Source organism: Amycolatopsis regifaucium (genome assembly GCF_001613935.1).
GTDB classification, from domain to species: domain Bacteria; phylum Actinomycetota; class Actinomycetes; order Mycobacteriales; family Pseudonocardiaceae; genus Amycolatopsis; species Amycolatopsis regifaucium.
Window position 1 is genome coordinate 302,646 of sequence record NZ_LQCI01000052.1, and the last position, 13,410, is coordinate 316,055.

The 13,410-nt window shown below is 68.9% G+C and carries 12 protein-coding genes; all 12 read right to left on the minus strand.

Going from position 1 to position 13,410, the window contains the following annotated elements; genetic code table 11:
• Positions 1 to 46: 46 nt before the first annotated feature.
• The 12 genes from AVL48_RS36935 to AVL48_RS36990 are packed head-to-tail and all read right to left on the minus strand — an operon-like array spanning position 47 to position 13,362.
• Positions 47 to 376 carry an avidin-fold protein gene (locus tag AVL48_RS36935; protein WP_061980878.1) on the minus strand — a complete coding sequence of 110 codons (330 nt, stop codon included), beginning with the start codon at positions 374 to 376 and terminating at the stop codon, positions 47 to 49.
• Positions 373 to 1,626 (minus strand): glutamate synthase-related protein, encoded by a 1,254-nt coding sequence (locus AVL48_RS36940; protein WP_061980877.1) that lies wholly within the window; start codon positions 1,624 to 1,626, stop codon positions 373 to 375. Before AVL48_RS36940 ends, AVL48_RS36935 begins: the two co-directional genes overlap by 4 nt.
• The gene (locus tag AVL48_RS36945; protein WP_061980876.1) at positions 1,623 to 2,618 is read right to left on the minus strand and encodes an asparagine synthetase A; all 996 of its coding nucleotides are present in this window, start codon (positions 2,616 to 2,618) and stop codon (positions 1,623 to 1,625) included. The genes AVL48_RS36940 and AVL48_RS36945 overlap by 4 nt, the downstream gene beginning before the upstream one ends.
• Positions 2,615 to 3,922, minus strand: coding sequence for a methylaspartate mutase (locus AVL48_RS36950; RefSeq protein ID WP_061980875.1), 1,308 nt, complete (start codon positions 3,920 to 3,922; stop codon positions 2,615 to 2,617). Before AVL48_RS36950 ends, AVL48_RS36945 begins: the two co-directional genes overlap by 4 nt.
• Entirely contained in the window at positions 3,919 to 4,383 is a 465-nt protein-coding gene (locus AVL48_RS36955; RefSeq protein WP_061980874.1) for a cobalamin B12-binding domain-containing protein, read from the minus strand. The genes AVL48_RS36950 and AVL48_RS36955 overlap by 4 nt, the downstream gene beginning before the upstream one ends.
• Positions 4,380 to 5,660, minus strand: coding sequence for an ATP-grasp domain-containing protein (locus AVL48_RS36960; RefSeq protein WP_061980873.1), 1,281 nt, complete (start codon positions 5,658 to 5,660; stop codon positions 4,380 to 4,382). The genes AVL48_RS36955 and AVL48_RS36960 overlap by 4 nt, the downstream gene beginning before the upstream one ends.
• Positions 5,657 to 7,411: an ABC transporter substrate-binding protein gene (locus AVL48_RS36965; protein ID WP_061980872.1), complete on the minus strand. Its 1,755-nt coding sequence runs from the start codon at positions 7,409 to 7,411 to the stop codon at positions 5,657 to 5,659. Before AVL48_RS36965 ends, AVL48_RS36960 begins: the two co-directional genes overlap by 4 nt.
• A gap of 30 nt (positions 7,412 to 7,441) precedes the next feature.
• Positions 7,442 to 8,701: an MFS transporter gene (locus AVL48_RS36970; protein WP_061980871.1), complete on the minus strand. Its 1,260-nt coding sequence runs from the start codon at positions 8,699 to 8,701 to the stop codon at positions 7,442 to 7,444.
• A gap of 6 nt (positions 8,702 to 8,707) precedes the next feature.
• Positions 8,708 to 10,324: a class I tRNA ligase family protein gene (locus AVL48_RS36975; protein WP_061980870.1), complete on the minus strand. Its 1,617-nt coding sequence runs from the start codon at positions 10,322 to 10,324 to the stop codon at positions 8,708 to 8,710.
• 2 nt (positions 10,325 to 10,326) lie between these two features.
• The gene (locus AVL48_RS36980) at positions 10,327 to 10,710 is read right to left on the minus strand and encodes a cupin domain-containing protein (RefSeq protein ID WP_061980869.1); all 384 of its coding nucleotides are present in this window, start codon (positions 10,708 to 10,710) and stop codon (positions 10,327 to 10,329) included.
• Positions 10,711 to 10,733: 23 nt separating this feature from the next.
• Positions 10,734 to 12,047 carry a lysine N(6)-hydroxylase/L-ornithine N(5)-oxygenase family protein gene (locus AVL48_RS36985; RefSeq protein WP_061980868.1) on the minus strand — a complete coding sequence of 438 codons (1,314 nt, stop codon included), beginning with the start codon at positions 12,045 to 12,047 and terminating at the stop codon, positions 10,734 to 10,736.
• A 58-nt stretch (positions 12,048 to 12,105) separates the two neighbouring features.
• Positions 12,106 to 13,362, minus strand: a complete 1,257-nt coding sequence (locus tag AVL48_RS36990; RefSeq protein ID WP_061980867.1) for an ATP-grasp domain-containing protein — start codon at positions 13,360 to 13,362, stop codon at positions 12,106 to 12,108.
• Positions 13,363 to 13,410: the final 48 nt, after the last annotated feature.

The window sequence follows — 13,410 nt, forward strand, 5'->3', positions numbered from 1 at the left end:
AATCGGGACGTTGAGTGTCCCAATTCCTTCATCGACGCGGGGGCACCTACTCGGCGACCTCTTCGATCGCCGAGATCCCCCGTGACCCGTGAGTGCCGTACCGCTCCCACACCTCGTTGAGCCGGATCCGCCCGTCCGGCAGGAACTCCGGGGTGTTCGTGCTGTGTCCCGAAATCACCTGCCCGCCGGTCAGCACCATGGTGTAGGCCAGCTCGATCGTCCCGTCCTCGCCGCACTTCCCGGTCAGCGACCCGAGCCGCACGCCGCCGCCGGACAGTTCGGCCCACACCAGGTCGTCCTTCTGCCGGTACCGGGTCACCGGCGCGTCCGGGTCGGCGCTGACCTTCCGGAACCGTTTCCCGTCGTAGTTGATCATGCGTCCTGCTCCTTCGGTCCGGGAGCACCCGGAAACCAGAGATCGTCCGAGGTGAGATCGGTGAGGTCGTACTTCCCGAGGGCGCTGGCGAGCAGCCGCAGTTCGAGTTCGAGGCACCGCACCAGCCGCACGAGCCCTTCGGTCGCGTCCTCGTCGACGGCGAGCAGCGCCGCCCGGCCGAGGCCGACCGCGGAAGCGCCCATCGCCAGGCATTTCAGCGCACGGGCCCCTTCCCAGATCCGGCCGGACACCAGCAGCGACGCGTCGTGCTTGCCGACCCGGCGCAGGCATTCCACCAGCGGCAGGCCCACCTGGTCGAGGAACACCGACGGCGCCCAGCCGGTGCCGCCCTCGGCACCGTCCACGGTGACCGCGTCCGCTCCCGCCGCCCACGCGACCTGTGCCGCCTCACCGACGTCCCGGCCTGGATGCAGTTTCACCCAGGCCCGCGCCCGCGGGTAGTTGTTGCGCATCAGGTGGATCTGCTGGCGCAGGATCTCCCCGGTGAACGTGCCGGGACTGCTCGAGCGCAGCACCATCGCGGTGTCCGTGCCGAACGCTTCGTCCACTGTGTACTGTTCGGCGACCTCGCCCGCGGCCGTGCGCGAGAGCACGGTCATCCCGCCGAGGCCCGGTTTGGCCCCCTGGCCCACCTTCAGTTCGAACGCCAGACGCCCGCTCTCCAGCAGTTTCGTCGCGGACGGGTCGCTGTAGACGAGATTCCAGACCTCCGCGTCGGCGTCCTCGGTGCTCTGCTGCACCACCACACCACCCAGCCCGTCCGGCACCGCGCCGGCGTACGCGCGGATCCGCCCGAGCAGCCCGTCTTCCGCGCTTTCGCCCATCCGCCCGTAGCCGTGCATGGGCACGACGTTCTCGCCGATCACCATCGGCATCCCGAGTCTGCCCGCCTGCTCGCTCGCGGCGATCCCGAGTCCGCTGCCCGCCACCTGCGTTGACCCGAACGCGCACAGGAAGACCGGCGACGGCGCCGTGAAGCCGCCGAGGACCGTCGTCAGCCCGACATCGCCGTAGACCGGTTCCCGTGCGAGGTCGAACATCTTCTCCAGGCGCCGCGGGACGAACACCGGCGGCACGATCCGCGCGCGGTCGAGTTCGTCGGTGCCCGAATCGACGTCCGCGCCGAACAACGTGCGCCCGTATCCCCCGACATCGGGGAAGATCGCCGCGCTGCCTTCCCGCGCCCGCGCGCGGATCGCGTCTTCCGGAAGCTGCCGTGCGGTGATCACGGCGCCGCGATCCCCGGCAGCTTCGGGTACGCGTTGGCCTGCCAGACCGCGTCCAGCCCGGCGAGGTACCGCGTCACCCGCTCCAGTCCCATGCCGAAGCCGGCGCTCGGGGGGAGTCCCTCGCGCGCGAGGTCGAGGTACCAGCGGTACTTCGCCGGGTTCTCCCCTGTCTCCCGCATCCGCTCGATGAGCCGCCGGTACTCGTGCGTGCGCTCACCGCCACTGCACAGTTCGCCGTACCCGTCCGCGGCGATGAGGTCGAAGTTCCGCAGCACGCCCGGTTCGGTGCTCGACTCGCCGTCGGTGAACCCGCGGGACCCCTTGGGGTAGTCGACGATGAAGAACGGCCGGTTCGTCTGCTCGGAGATGATCCGCTCGCCCTGCCAGTCGATCTCCGCGTCGGCGCTCTGCCCGTGCAGCAGCCCCCGCAGCCGCGACACCGCCTCGCGGTGCGTCATCCGCTCGAAGTCCTCCTCCAGCAGCGGCGTGAACGCGTCCTGGTCCCGGCCGAGCGCGGCGAGGTCCATTTTGGACTCCCGCAGTGTGTAGGCGACCACGTGCCGGAGCAGTCCCTGCGCGAGATCGAGGACGTCCTCCCGGCTCGCCCGCGCGACCTCGACGTCGATCTGGGTGAACTCGACCAGATGCCGTCCGGTGGTCGAGGTCTCCAGCGGCTCCAGCCGCACGTTCGGAGCGACGTAGAAGATCTTGTCGAAGGCCAGCAGCGACGCCTGTTTGTACAGGATGACGCTGGTCATCATCTTGTACTTGTGCCCGTAGTAGTCGACGTCGACCTGTTTGGCGCCGCGGCAACCCGGGTCGGTCACTGGCCCGATCAACGGCGGCTGCAGTTCCACGAAGCCGTTCATGCCGAGATACTCGCGGGTGCCCGCGGTGATGCTGTTCTGGATGCGCAACGCCGCCTGTGTCACCGGCGACGTGAGATGCTCGCGGGTACCCGGCGGCAATGCCGCGTCCGCTGTTCCGGTCATGTCCTACTCCCCTGAATTAGTTGAACGGTGTCGATTCCGGGCATCCCGTAGCGCTCGTCGAACGACCGCTCGACGTACCGGAGCGCGTCCAGCAGGTCGCTGGAGGTCATTCGTCGCTCCGACGGCAGGTCGACGAGATCGCCCAGTGGCATCGCGCCGATCCGCTGCCATTCCAGGCGCCCGCCCGCGTCCAGCCGTCCACGCGCCCGGCCGGCGTTGTCCGGGTGCAGGCAGAACGGGACGTCCAGCTGTCCCCGCGCGAACGCGGTGACCAGCGCCCGTCCGAGGTCGCCGTCGAGCGAAAGGACGTTGTCCACCAGCGCTTTCGCCTGCGCGTGGATCCCGGTGTCACCGAGATGACCGATCCGGGAGACGCCCCGCGCGGCGTCGGCGGCGTGTTCGAGGGCGGTCACGTTCTCCGCCACGGTCGGCAGCCGGTGCGCTTCGGCGGTGGTCTTCACGATCAGCCTGCTCGCGCCGGTGCGGGCGGCCAGCCGCGCGGACTCCGCGATCAGCGCCAGCGCGCCGCCGGGAGTCCTCGGGTAGACGCCCATGTAGCCGTAGACCACCACGTGCGTCCGCGCGTGCGGTACGTATTCCCTGATCAGGGCGTGCAGCGCGGCGATCGCCTCCTCGTCCTGCCCGGCGTGGGTCTGCTGCGCGTAGCTGAAGGAAAGGCAGCGCACGCCGTGCCGCCAGAAGAACATCCCCTCCAGCACACTCAGCGCGACCAGCAGCGCGGGCGGGCACAGCTGCCCCATCATGCAGCCGCCGAAGGTCTCCAGATGCGGCTCCAGTTCCGGGCTCCTGGCCTCGGCCAGGGTTTCGCAACAGCGCCGCCAGTTGTCGACGGCCGCCGAGAGCGGCATCCGGCTGTAGGGCAGGCAGTACGACACCGGCCCGCCCTCGGTCGCGTGCAGCCCGAAGTCGAGCAGTGTCCGCACGATCCGGCGGGGATCCGCCGAACCGTGCCGGATCTGCACCGGGAAATCCTCGGACAGCACCCCGTCGAGCAACGCCGCCGTGGTGGCGGGCTCGTGGTCGGCGAGCGGGTAGCCGTTGAGGTCGGCACCGGCGGCCAGCGCCGCCCGTGCCGCCTCGCTGTCGCCGACCCGGGTGTAGCTGTCGATCGTGATGGTGCCGACGGTCGCGGCCCGCGCCGCCCTGGTCGCCAGCAGTCCCCTGGTCATCCGTCCCGGATCCGCGAAACCCATCCGGGGCTGGACGACCAGGTCTCCCCTGGCGTGGTGGCGTTCGACCACCGCGCCGAACGAAAGTCCCCGTCGCGGGGCGAGCACGCTCATCCGGCACCCAGCGGGACACCGGGGGCGCGCACGGACAGCGTCCGCAGGAACGTCCGGAACGGGCTCAGCCCGCCGGAGTCCTCGAACACCGCGTCGAAGCCTGCCTCCAGCAGCCGGGCGGCGTTGCTCCCGCCGGTGACGTCGAGCTTCCCGCCGATCACGACCGGCGTCGTGACCAGCGCCGGCTCCGCGCGGAAGGCGTCCATCAGCCGGACGCCGTCTTGGCAGCCGTGTCCGTTCAGACTGCTGATCACCACCAGGTCCGGCCGCCGGGTGACGCATTCGCGCACGATCGTCGCGTCCGGGACGCAGGCGCCGAGATTGGTCACCCGGCACCCCAGTTCCTCCAGCAGCAGCTCCAAATACACCAGGTTCCAGGTGTGCGCGTCGGACGAGAGCCCGGTGACGATCACGTCGAGACCGGCGTCCGGAAGGGCGGGCTGGACGGTTTCGATGCTCATGGCGCGGCGTTCTCCCTCTCCTCGCCGTCCGGCCGCACGTCGATCTCGATCAGCGCGACCGCTTCTTCGGCCAGGCGCGACGCCTCCGCCGGACTGGCCGCGGTCACCATCAGATCGCCGACGCGGTCCCACGAACTGCGCAGCCCGTCGAACCGGTCACCGGCCGAAACGCCGACGTCGCACAGGAACACGCCCTCGGCCTGTGCCGCCTTCTCGACACCGCGCACGTCCTCGATGAAGCCGGGCTCGATGGACACGAACCGCACCGCGGCACCGCGTTCGGCCTTGCGCGGCAACGCGTCCACAACCGGTTCACCCTTCATCACCGAGAAGTAGGCGCGATTCAGCTCCACCGGGTAGGCGCGCTGGATCAGCTCGATGATGCCGTCGCCCGCGAACCGGCCGGCGCATTCGACCAGATACGGCACCCCGTTCGAGACGATCCATTCACAGTGGACGATGCCGGTGCCGAAGCCGGTCGCCTCGGTGAGCCGCCGGGTTTCCTCGGTCAGCAGCGCGGTCAGTTCGTCCGGGATGTCGGCGGGGACGATGTGCGCGAGTTCCACCGGGCGCGACCCGGGGAACAGCCGTTTGCCGGTGACGTTGGCGAACAACGGTTCGCCGTCCCGCAGCAGCATTTCGACGCTGTACTCGTCGCCGTCGACGAAGCTCTCGGCCAGCATCTTCAGTTCCATCGCGCGGTCCGGGACGAAGACGCCCTCGTCCTGCACGGCACAGTCGGCCCAAGCCTGCTCGACCTCGGCCGGGTCGGTGATCACCTGGGTGCCCACCGACGCCTGCCGGTTCGCGGGCTTCAGCACGATCTTTCCCGGATGCCGCGCCATGAACTCGCGGACCTGCGCCGGGGTTCCGACCTGGGCCGAAGGCGGGTTCGCGACCCCCGCCGCCCGGCTGACCAGGCGCAGCATCCCCTTGTCCCGCAGGATCTGCGCCGCGCCGAAGCCCGCGCCCGGCAGGCCGTACCGTTCCGCGAGCCGGGCCGCGAACGGGGTCGCGTACTCGGTCAGCGGGACCACCGCGGCCGGATCGAGGTCGTCGTGGACGTGGTAGAACTCGTCCGCCTTGCCGGGGAGGTGGAACTCCCACTCGATCAGGTCCCGCACCAGGGCCGAACCCGCCACCGTCTCCCGCGCGCCGCGTTTGCGGACCACGTCGGGCTCCTCGACGAAGATGACCGTTCCGTCGGGCTGGAAGTCCTTGATGGACGAACCCAGCGCGGCGGCCACGAAGCCGACCAGCAGCACCGGGCGCGTCATGACTCGTCCTCCTCCACGTAGTACCAGTTCTCGGGGTTGATCAGGCCGTACGGGTTGAGCGGGGTGAACCCGCGCAGGTTCCCGGCGACTTCGAACAGGCGCCGGGGGAACGTCGGCATGAAGATCACCGGGGCCTGGTCGGCGATGTACTCCTGGTACTCGTACAGCGCTTCGAGGTCGTCGGTGGTGACCGTCTTCGCGATCAGCTCGTCGGCCCTGGCGTCGCGGTAGTTGCTGAAGTTGCAGGCGGCCCCGCTCTGGAAGAGGTTCTCGCCGGTCGGGTAGTTGTAGACCCAGCCTCCACCCCAGCAGGACAGCTCCCACAGCCGCTTCTCGCCCGGCCCGTCCTCCGCCACCAGGACCGAACCCATCACCTCTTCCAGGCGGATCTCGATCCCGGCCTTGGCCGCGTCGTCGCGGAACTGCGTCATGAGCCGGGCCAGCGAAGGCCGCCCTTCCCAGTAACGCAAGGAGAAACTCAGCTCGGTTCCGGCAGGGATGCCCTCGCCCGCCGCGCCGGGCCCGGTTCCGGGCCGCACGCACACGGCGGGGGAAGCCTCGGTGTCCCAGCCGTTTTCGGCCAGCAGCGTACGTGCCCGTTCCAGGTCGAACGGCCAGGACCCGCCGCGTTCGGTGATCTTCGGTGAGACCAGGTCGCTCTTGGGCAGGACCGGGATCGGCCCGGTCTGGCTCCAGCCGTAACCCTGATAGACCTCGCGGGCGCCGTACTCCTGGTCGAAACAGCTCTGGAGTGCCTGCCGCACGTACGGTTGCCGGAGCAGCTGGCCGGCGACGGTGGGGTTGCCGAAGTTCACCGCCATGAAGTTGATGTTGAACAGGATCTGCGGTTCCAGCTGGAATCCGGCGCCGAGCGGGTTCGGCCCGCCCCGCGTCGGGTCGCCGTCCGGTTGGACGCCCTTACCCGGCGGCAGGAAACCGACCTGGACGTCGCCCGACCGCAGCAGTTCGTACTGCTGCTCGTCCGACGTCGTCGAGACCTGGCGCAACTCGTCCAGGTGCGGCGGGTTGGGGCCGCTGTAGTGCTCGTTCGGGACGAAGGTGATGACCCCTTCTTTCGTGTAGCTCTTCAGCCGCCACGGTCCGTTGACGACACTCCACACCGGACTGTCCGCCCACCGGGTGCGGTGGGTGTTGTCCTCGGCGACGGGATCGCCGTTCTCCGCCATCAGGAACTCGTACACCGCTTCCGCTTGGCCGATGTCGTGGGTCGCGTCGGCGGGTCCGGCCGCGGTGCGGTCCCACGCCTTCGGCATCGGCGTGATCATGGTGAGCTGGTTCAGCAGCACCCAGTTCTTCGAGTACGCCTTGTCGAAGGTGAAGCTCACCTTGTCGTCGACGACCTTCTCGAAGGACACCAGGTTGTCCGGGAAGTAGCCTTCGCTGTAGGCGCCGAACTTCGGCCCCTTCGTCTTCAGCATGTTCATCCAGAAGACGACGTTGTCCGCGCAGACCGTCTCGCCGTTGGACCATTTCCACGGTTTGATCCGGACCGTGCAGGTGCGGCCGGTCTCGTCCCACACCGGCTCTTCGCCCACGCTGAGGTCGTAGTCGATCGCGGGTTCGCCGTCGCGGCCGAGCCAGTAGAGGGGCCGGTACATCAGCATCTGGAACTCGTAGAGGTTCCGGATGCCGAAACGCTCTCCGGGGGTGAACGGGAAGATCACCGCGGGCGGGAACCCGGGAAGGCAGGCCCAGGTCGCCACGCCGCCCTTGATCGGCTTGTCCGTCATGGTTTTCGCTTCCTCCGAATTCGGCCGCGGTCAGGCGGCGGTCGCCTCGAGAACTTCGGCGGGCTGCTTGTTGTCCTGCGCCGACAGCGGTTTCGCCAGACTGAAGTAGGTGCCGATCACGATCGCGCCCTGCAGGATCGCCAGCCCCCAGAAGGCGTGGGGCACGGTGGTCGCGTCCGCCAATGTCGACAAGCCGACCGTCGCGCCGACGCCGAGCCCGAGGCCGACGGCCTGGGTGCCGCCGAAGATCCGGCCGACCCGCTCCTCCGGGCTCGCCCGCATCAGCAGGGTGCGGGCGGCGATGCGGCCCTGCGCGAAACAGAACCCGGCGAACGGGATCGCCACCATCAACGCGATGTAGTGCAACGGCTGGATCGCCAGGCAGATCAGGTTCCCGAGCGTGCCGAGCACGGCGAGGTGGATGCCCTTGAACCGTTTGCTGACCTTGCCGTACAGGGCGGCGCCGGCGATGAACCCGGCCCCGGCCAGCGCGTCGACCACGCCGATCATCCAGGCGCCCTGGTTGAACGTCTGCAGGATCAGCGTCGTCAGGATGACGTTGGCGACCATCAGGCCGATGTTCCCGTTGGCGTACAACAGCGCGAGCCGCTTGATCGGCTGGCGCACCGGTACCTCGACCGGCGCCGACGGGTCCACGGTCACCGTCTCGACGATGACCGGCGCCTTGACCGGCTTCCGGCCGATCGCGTAGACGAGGACGGCCGAGAGCATGAAGGTCAGCGAGTTGAAGATGAACAGCGGTGTGGCGCCGAACCAGATCACCAGGAAACCCGCCAGCGACGAGGCGAGCAGCATGCCGGCGTTGCTCGCCATCTCGAAGTGGGAGTTGAACTTCCCGAGCCGTTCGTCGGCGACCCGTTCCTTGATCAAGCCGTTGCTGGCGGGCATGAACAGCGCCGCGGTGCAGGCGAGCATGAAGTTCGCTATGTAGGAGCCCAGGTTCGCCGGGCCGCCGATCCACAGCCACACCGGCAGCGCGAACGCGGTCATCGCGCTGACCAGGTCCGCCGCCACGCAGAGCATCCGCCGGTCGACCCGGTCGACCAGTTTGCCGAACAGCAGCGCGAGCGCGACCTGCGGGACCGACACCGCGATGAACAGCCAGCCGACGGCCAGTGTGGTCTGCTCGGCGTGGAAGACCAGGATCGCGGCCGCGGTGATCTGGAAGGCGTTGCCCGCCGTGGTGATGAAGCCGGCCGGGACGAGCAGCCGTTCGGCGATCCGGGACCGCCGGACCGCGTCGGCGGAGAGGGTGCTGTCGAGTGACATGGGGGCTCAGACCTCGCTCGTCGGGGGGAATTCCAGTGGTGGCACGGCGAACGCCGTGGTGTGCGTGACGTCGTAGGCGTCCGCGGTGATCCGGAGGTCGAATCCGCCCGCGCTCGCGGCACGCGCGGAGAGGTCGATGAGGATCGGTGAGGCACAGCCGATCAGCGCGCGCAGTTCCAGGAAGAGGTCACCCAGCCTGCCGCGGAGCACCTCCTGGTCGAGGTTCCCCGCGAGGGTGCGTTCCGCGGCCGCCCGCAGCCGTTCGACGTGCTGCACCACCAGATCCGCCGCCCGGCTGAGGCTGAAGTCCTCGAGTTCGTAGTTCAGGACGAACCGGGACACCATCGCCGCCGCGCGTTCCGTGGCCTCGGTGGACACCGGAAGCCCGCCTTCGCCGCCGACCTCGGCGGTGAGCTTGGCCAGGGTCTCCGCGAGTTCGTTCCAGGGCGCGACGAGCCGTTCCCCGGCGATCTTCTCCAGCGCGGCGCGGCTGAAGTTGGTCCTGGCGAACTCGGGGGCGGTGAGGTTGAGATAGAACCGCGCGAGGTCGCGCGGCAGTTCGGCCGCCAGTTCACGGGCCCAGACCACATGTCCCTTGCTGGTGGAGAACTTCTCGTTCTCGAGTTCGTAGAACTCGTTGACCAGCAACGTGTCCGGCAGGACGTAGCGGCCGTCGTGGGCGATCAGCTCGGCGACGTGGACGACGCCCCAGGTGAACAGCGGGTCGAACCCCATGAACACCACGACCCGCGCGTCGTTCTCCGCGAGCCACGCGTCGTCGTCGGCGACGACCGGCTTTCCGTTGCGTCGCAAGGCGTATTCGGTGCAGTACATCGACGCGGGCATGCCCTCGACCCAGGCGTTGAGCGTCTGCCCCGGCGTTTCCGCGAACGGCGCGGGCAGCCCCCAGCTCACCGGATAGGTGATGGCGAAGTCCGGCAACGGTCCGGCCAGCAGTTCGCGCATCAGCCCGAGCACGTGCGGCCGCCAGGCGGGACCGCGTTCCTCGTAGTAGGCGAGCAACTGTTCGCGGTACTCCGAGACGGGGAAGACCAGGATCTCCGTCTCGCGGTAGGTCACCTCGTCTGCCGGGTCGAGCACCGAATACGGCTCGATGAGCGCGTCGAAGTCGATCGGGTGCCCGCATCCCTCGCAGAATCCGCCGCGGCTGTCGGCGAGACAGGTGGGGCAGCCACCGCCGACGAAACCTTCGACCAGGAATTCGCCCTCGCGCTCGCTGTAGGGCAGCCGCACCTTGCGCAGGCGAAGCTTTCCGTTGTCGTACAAGCGGTTGACGTAGTCGTGCACAAGGACCTTGTAGCCGTCGTCGGTCGGCGAGAAGCCGTCGACCTCGACGCCCATCGCCTTGAAGGTGCGCTGGATGTTCTCGGTCGACTGCTTCACCAGCTCGGGCGGGGTCACCCCGACCCGGGCGGCGCTGGTGACGAGGTAGGTCTGGCTGTCGTCGGTGCACGAGGCGAACACGCCCTCGCGACCCGCCGCGCGCAGATACCGCCGGTGCACGTCGGCGCCGAGATACGGGCCGGCGATATGCCCGATGTGCAGGTCCCCGTTGGACGTCGGCGGGCCGCCGATGATCACGACCGGTCTCGTGTCGGCCATGCTCACACCCCCGCCCGCTCGGACGGCTGTGCCGCGTGCCGGGCGGCGAACTTCGCCGTCATGTCGGCGTCCCACCAGATCGCGTACATCTCGAAGTCCTCCGCACCGTCGTTGAGGATGCGGTGCTCGGTGCCGGGCGCGTGGAACTCGATGTCGCCCGGCCGGAACGCGCGGCGTTCGCCCCCGGTCTCGACGACCGCCTCGCCGCTGACGGCGATGAAGATCTCGTACTCGTGGTGAGAGTGCGCACCCGTCGCGCCGTGGGCGGGCACCGTGACCCAGGCACCTTCGAACGGCGCGTTCAGCGCCGCCCACGGCAGGAGCCGCTGTCCGTAGGCGCCGTTCTCGAAGACCATCTTTTCCCGCTCCAGCGGACGGATCTCCATGACTGCTTCTTCCTTTCCGTGGCTCAGCGGGTGGCGACGATGGGCGCGGTGTCCGACGTCGGCTGCGGCGGCACCGACGGGGCCTCGCCGCGATGGGCGAGGATGTCCTGCAGGATGTCGTTGGCGCGCGGGGCGAGCACGCTCAGCAGCGAGTCCGCGATCCCGTGCGTCGCCTCGTTGACCCCCTGGAGGTAGACGGCGGCGGTGGCGGGCTGGTCGATCTCCAGCCGGTAGTCGCGGGTCACCTTGATCTCCGAGAGACCGATCGATTTCGCGATCTCCTGGACCATCCTCGGCATCTCCGGCGAGAAGCCGGTGCCGAGCAGCACGAGATCCGTGCGCAGTTCCTGCGTCTCGCCGGTACGCCGGTCGGTCAGTTCCAGCACGACCTCGTCACCCTCGTCACGGGCGTCGGTGATGTCGCTCATCGTGATCATCCGCAGCCGCGAACGCCCGGAAAGCCGGTCGAGGTACATCGAGCGGTAGAGCGCGTCCATCGTGCCCGGCGCCAGCCCGGAGTAGTTCGTGTGGTGCATCTCGGCGAGCATCTGCTCGCGTGCCGCGGGCAGCGCGTCGAAGAACTTGTCGACCTGGGACGGGAAGAACAGCTCGTTGTTGAACTTGCTGCTCTCGTAGTAGTTCAGGCCGATCGACCGCATCACCATCGTGGGCTTGCATTCGGGCAGGTCGTTCTGCACCGCGCCGAACAGTTCCGCCGCGCTCTGGCCGGCGCCGATCACCGCGACGCGGTAGGGCAGGTCCTTGCGCAGCTTGGCGATCCGCGGCAGGTACTGGGTGCTGTGGATGACGCGGTCCTGGTTCACCGTCCGGAGCTGGTCCGGGATCCGCGCGTCGCGGCCTGCCCCGACCACCAGGTACCGGCTGCGGATGACCTCGCCGTCGGCGATCCGGGTCTCCCAGCCGGTGAGCGTGCCGTCCGTCCACACGGGAGTGATCTCGCGGCATTCCCGGCCGCGCTGAAGATCGACCATCGACAGCGAGTCGGCAGTCCACTTCAGATAGTCGGCCAGCTCGACCCGGTACGGGACGAAGCTGCCCATGTTCACGAACTCGTTGAGCCGGTTGGTGTCGTGCAGATAGTTGAGGAACGAGAACCGGCTGCGCGGATTGCGCAGGGTCACCAGGTCCTTGAGGAACGAGACCTGCGACAACGCCTCCGGCAGGAGCATGCCCCGCTGCCAGGAGACCTCCTCGTCGCGTTCGATCAGGACCGAATCGCGGGCCAGGCCGGGCGCGAGCTCCTCCAGTGCCACTGCGAGTGCCAGGTTGGACGGTCCTGCTCCGACTGCGAGAAGCTCGACATCACGGTTCGCCATTGTTTGCTCCGCCATCGTTGAGAGTGCTTGGAAGGTGTTCTGCGGTGCGGTCACGCGGTCAGCCACCGGTGGCCACGGAGGGCAGCAGGGGGTACGCGGTCAGCCGGACCTGGGCCATGGCTTTGTCCAGCACCACCTCGCAATCGTCGGGATCTCGACCGGCACAGATCACATACGCGTGGCGCGAAATGAACTCCGCCGGCGGCAGCCGCATCCGCGCGCCCGGTTCGACGAGCCCGCCGGAGGCGAGAATCCCGTTTCCCAGCAAGGGTTCCGGCACCGAAACCGATTCGACGACGCAGTCCTGCTTGGGGTAGCCGAACCGCACGCCGACCCACCGGTCCTCGGCCTCGTGCGGGATATGGGGCCGCATGCCGAGCGCGACGTCGACCGCGGCGGCGCCCGGGTCGATCCCGGTCGCGAACCGGGCCAGCAACGGGATCAGGTCCCCGCCGAGCCTGCCGTTGATCTCCACGATCACCGGCCCGCGTTCGGTGAGCTTGAGTTCGGTGTGGGTGACGCCGTACCGGAAATCGATCGCGCCGTGCGCTCGGGCCAGCGTCGAACGGAGTACGGGGTCGGCGAGCAGTTCGTCGGAGGAGCTGACCAGGTGGCCGAGTTCCTCGAAGTACGGATGCATGCCGACCGTCTTGTGCGCCAGGAACATCGGCGTGTACTCGCCGTCGACGACGGCGCCGTCCACGCTGATCTCCGGGCCGGTCAGATACTCCTCGACCAGCGCCCCGCCCTGGTAGGCGGGAGAGCCACCGAAGCTGGCCTCCTCCGCGGTGCGGAACGCCTTCCGCACCGCCTCGCCGTCTTCCGCGAGGCTGACGCCGATGCTGGCCCCTCCCCCGCGCGGCTTGACGACGACCGGATAGCCGATCCGCTCAGCCACGCGGACCGCCTGCTCTTCGTCGTGCACGAAACCGAAGTCCGGCTGCGCGACCCCGGCCGCGGTGAGCGTCCGGCGGCTGAGCCATTTGTCGCGGCAGCCCTCGATCGCGGAGATCCCCGCGCCCGGCACGCCGAGTTCGTCCGCGACGTGCGCCGCGGTCACGATCAACGCCTCGTCCCACGAAACCACGCCGAATACCGGCGTGGTCGCGTTCAGCGCGCGGGCCGCGGCCAGTACGGCGTCACGGTCCTGCAGGTCCAGCACCGTGGCGCCGGTGATGTAGCGGTCCTGCCAGGTCGGTTCGTCCCCGTTGAACAGCCACAAGGGATGCCGGTGACCGGCCGACGCCAACAGGTACTCCCGGTACGGCCGCATCCCGCAGCCGATGACCAGGACAACACCCTCCGCTGAGCTCATTCCCTCTCCCCACCAGCCCGTCGCTTCGTCGCGGGCTACTACATCCCG

What these genes read in the sequence shown, in the direction of transcription:
- AVL48_RS36975 (WP_061980870.1), bottom strand. Translation starts at nt 10,324, where the DNA reads ATGGCCGACACGAGACCGGTCGTGATCATCGGCGGCCCGCCGACGTCC.
- AVL48_RS36985 (WP_061980868.1), bottom strand. Translation starts at nt 12,047, where the DNA reads ATGGCGAACCGTGATGTCGAGCTTCTCGCAGTCGGAGCAGGACCGTCC.
- AVL48_RS36935 (WP_061980878.1), bottom strand. Translation starts at nt 376, where the DNA reads ATGATCAACTACGACGGGAAACGGTTCCGGAAGGTCAGCGCCGACCCG.
- AVL48_RS36945 (WP_061980876.1), bottom strand. Translation starts at nt 2,618, where the DNA reads ATGACCGGAACAGCGGACGCGGCATTGCCGCCGGGTACCCGCGAGCAT.
- AVL48_RS36970 (WP_061980871.1), bottom strand. Translation starts at nt 8,701, where the DNA reads ATGTCACTCGACAGCACCCTCTCCGCCGACGCGGTCCGGCGGTCCCGG.
- AVL48_RS36980 (WP_061980869.1), bottom strand. Translation starts at nt 10,710, where the DNA reads ATGGAGATCCGTCCGCTGGAGCGGGAAAAGATGGTCTTCGAGAACGGC.
- AVL48_RS36955 (WP_061980874.1), bottom strand. Translation starts at nt 4,383, where the DNA reads ATGAGCATCGAAACCGTCCAGCCCGCCCTTCCGGACGCCGGTCTCGAC.
- AVL48_RS36965 (WP_061980872.1), bottom strand. Translation starts at nt 7,411, where the DNA reads ATGACGGACAAGCCGATCAAGGGCGGCGTGGCGACCTGGGCCTGCCTT.
- AVL48_RS36990 (WP_061980867.1), bottom strand. Translation starts at nt 13,362, where the DNA reads ATGAGCTCAGCGGAGGGTGTTGTCCTGGTCATCGGCTGCGGGATGCGG.
- AVL48_RS36950 (WP_061980875.1), bottom strand. Translation starts at nt 3,922, where the DNA reads ATGAGCGTGCTCGCCCCGCGACGGGGACTTTCGTTCGGCGCGGTGGTC.
- AVL48_RS36960 (WP_061980873.1), bottom strand. Translation starts at nt 5,660, where the DNA reads ATGACGCGCCCGGTGCTGCTGGTCGGCTTCGTGGCCGCCGCGCTGGGT.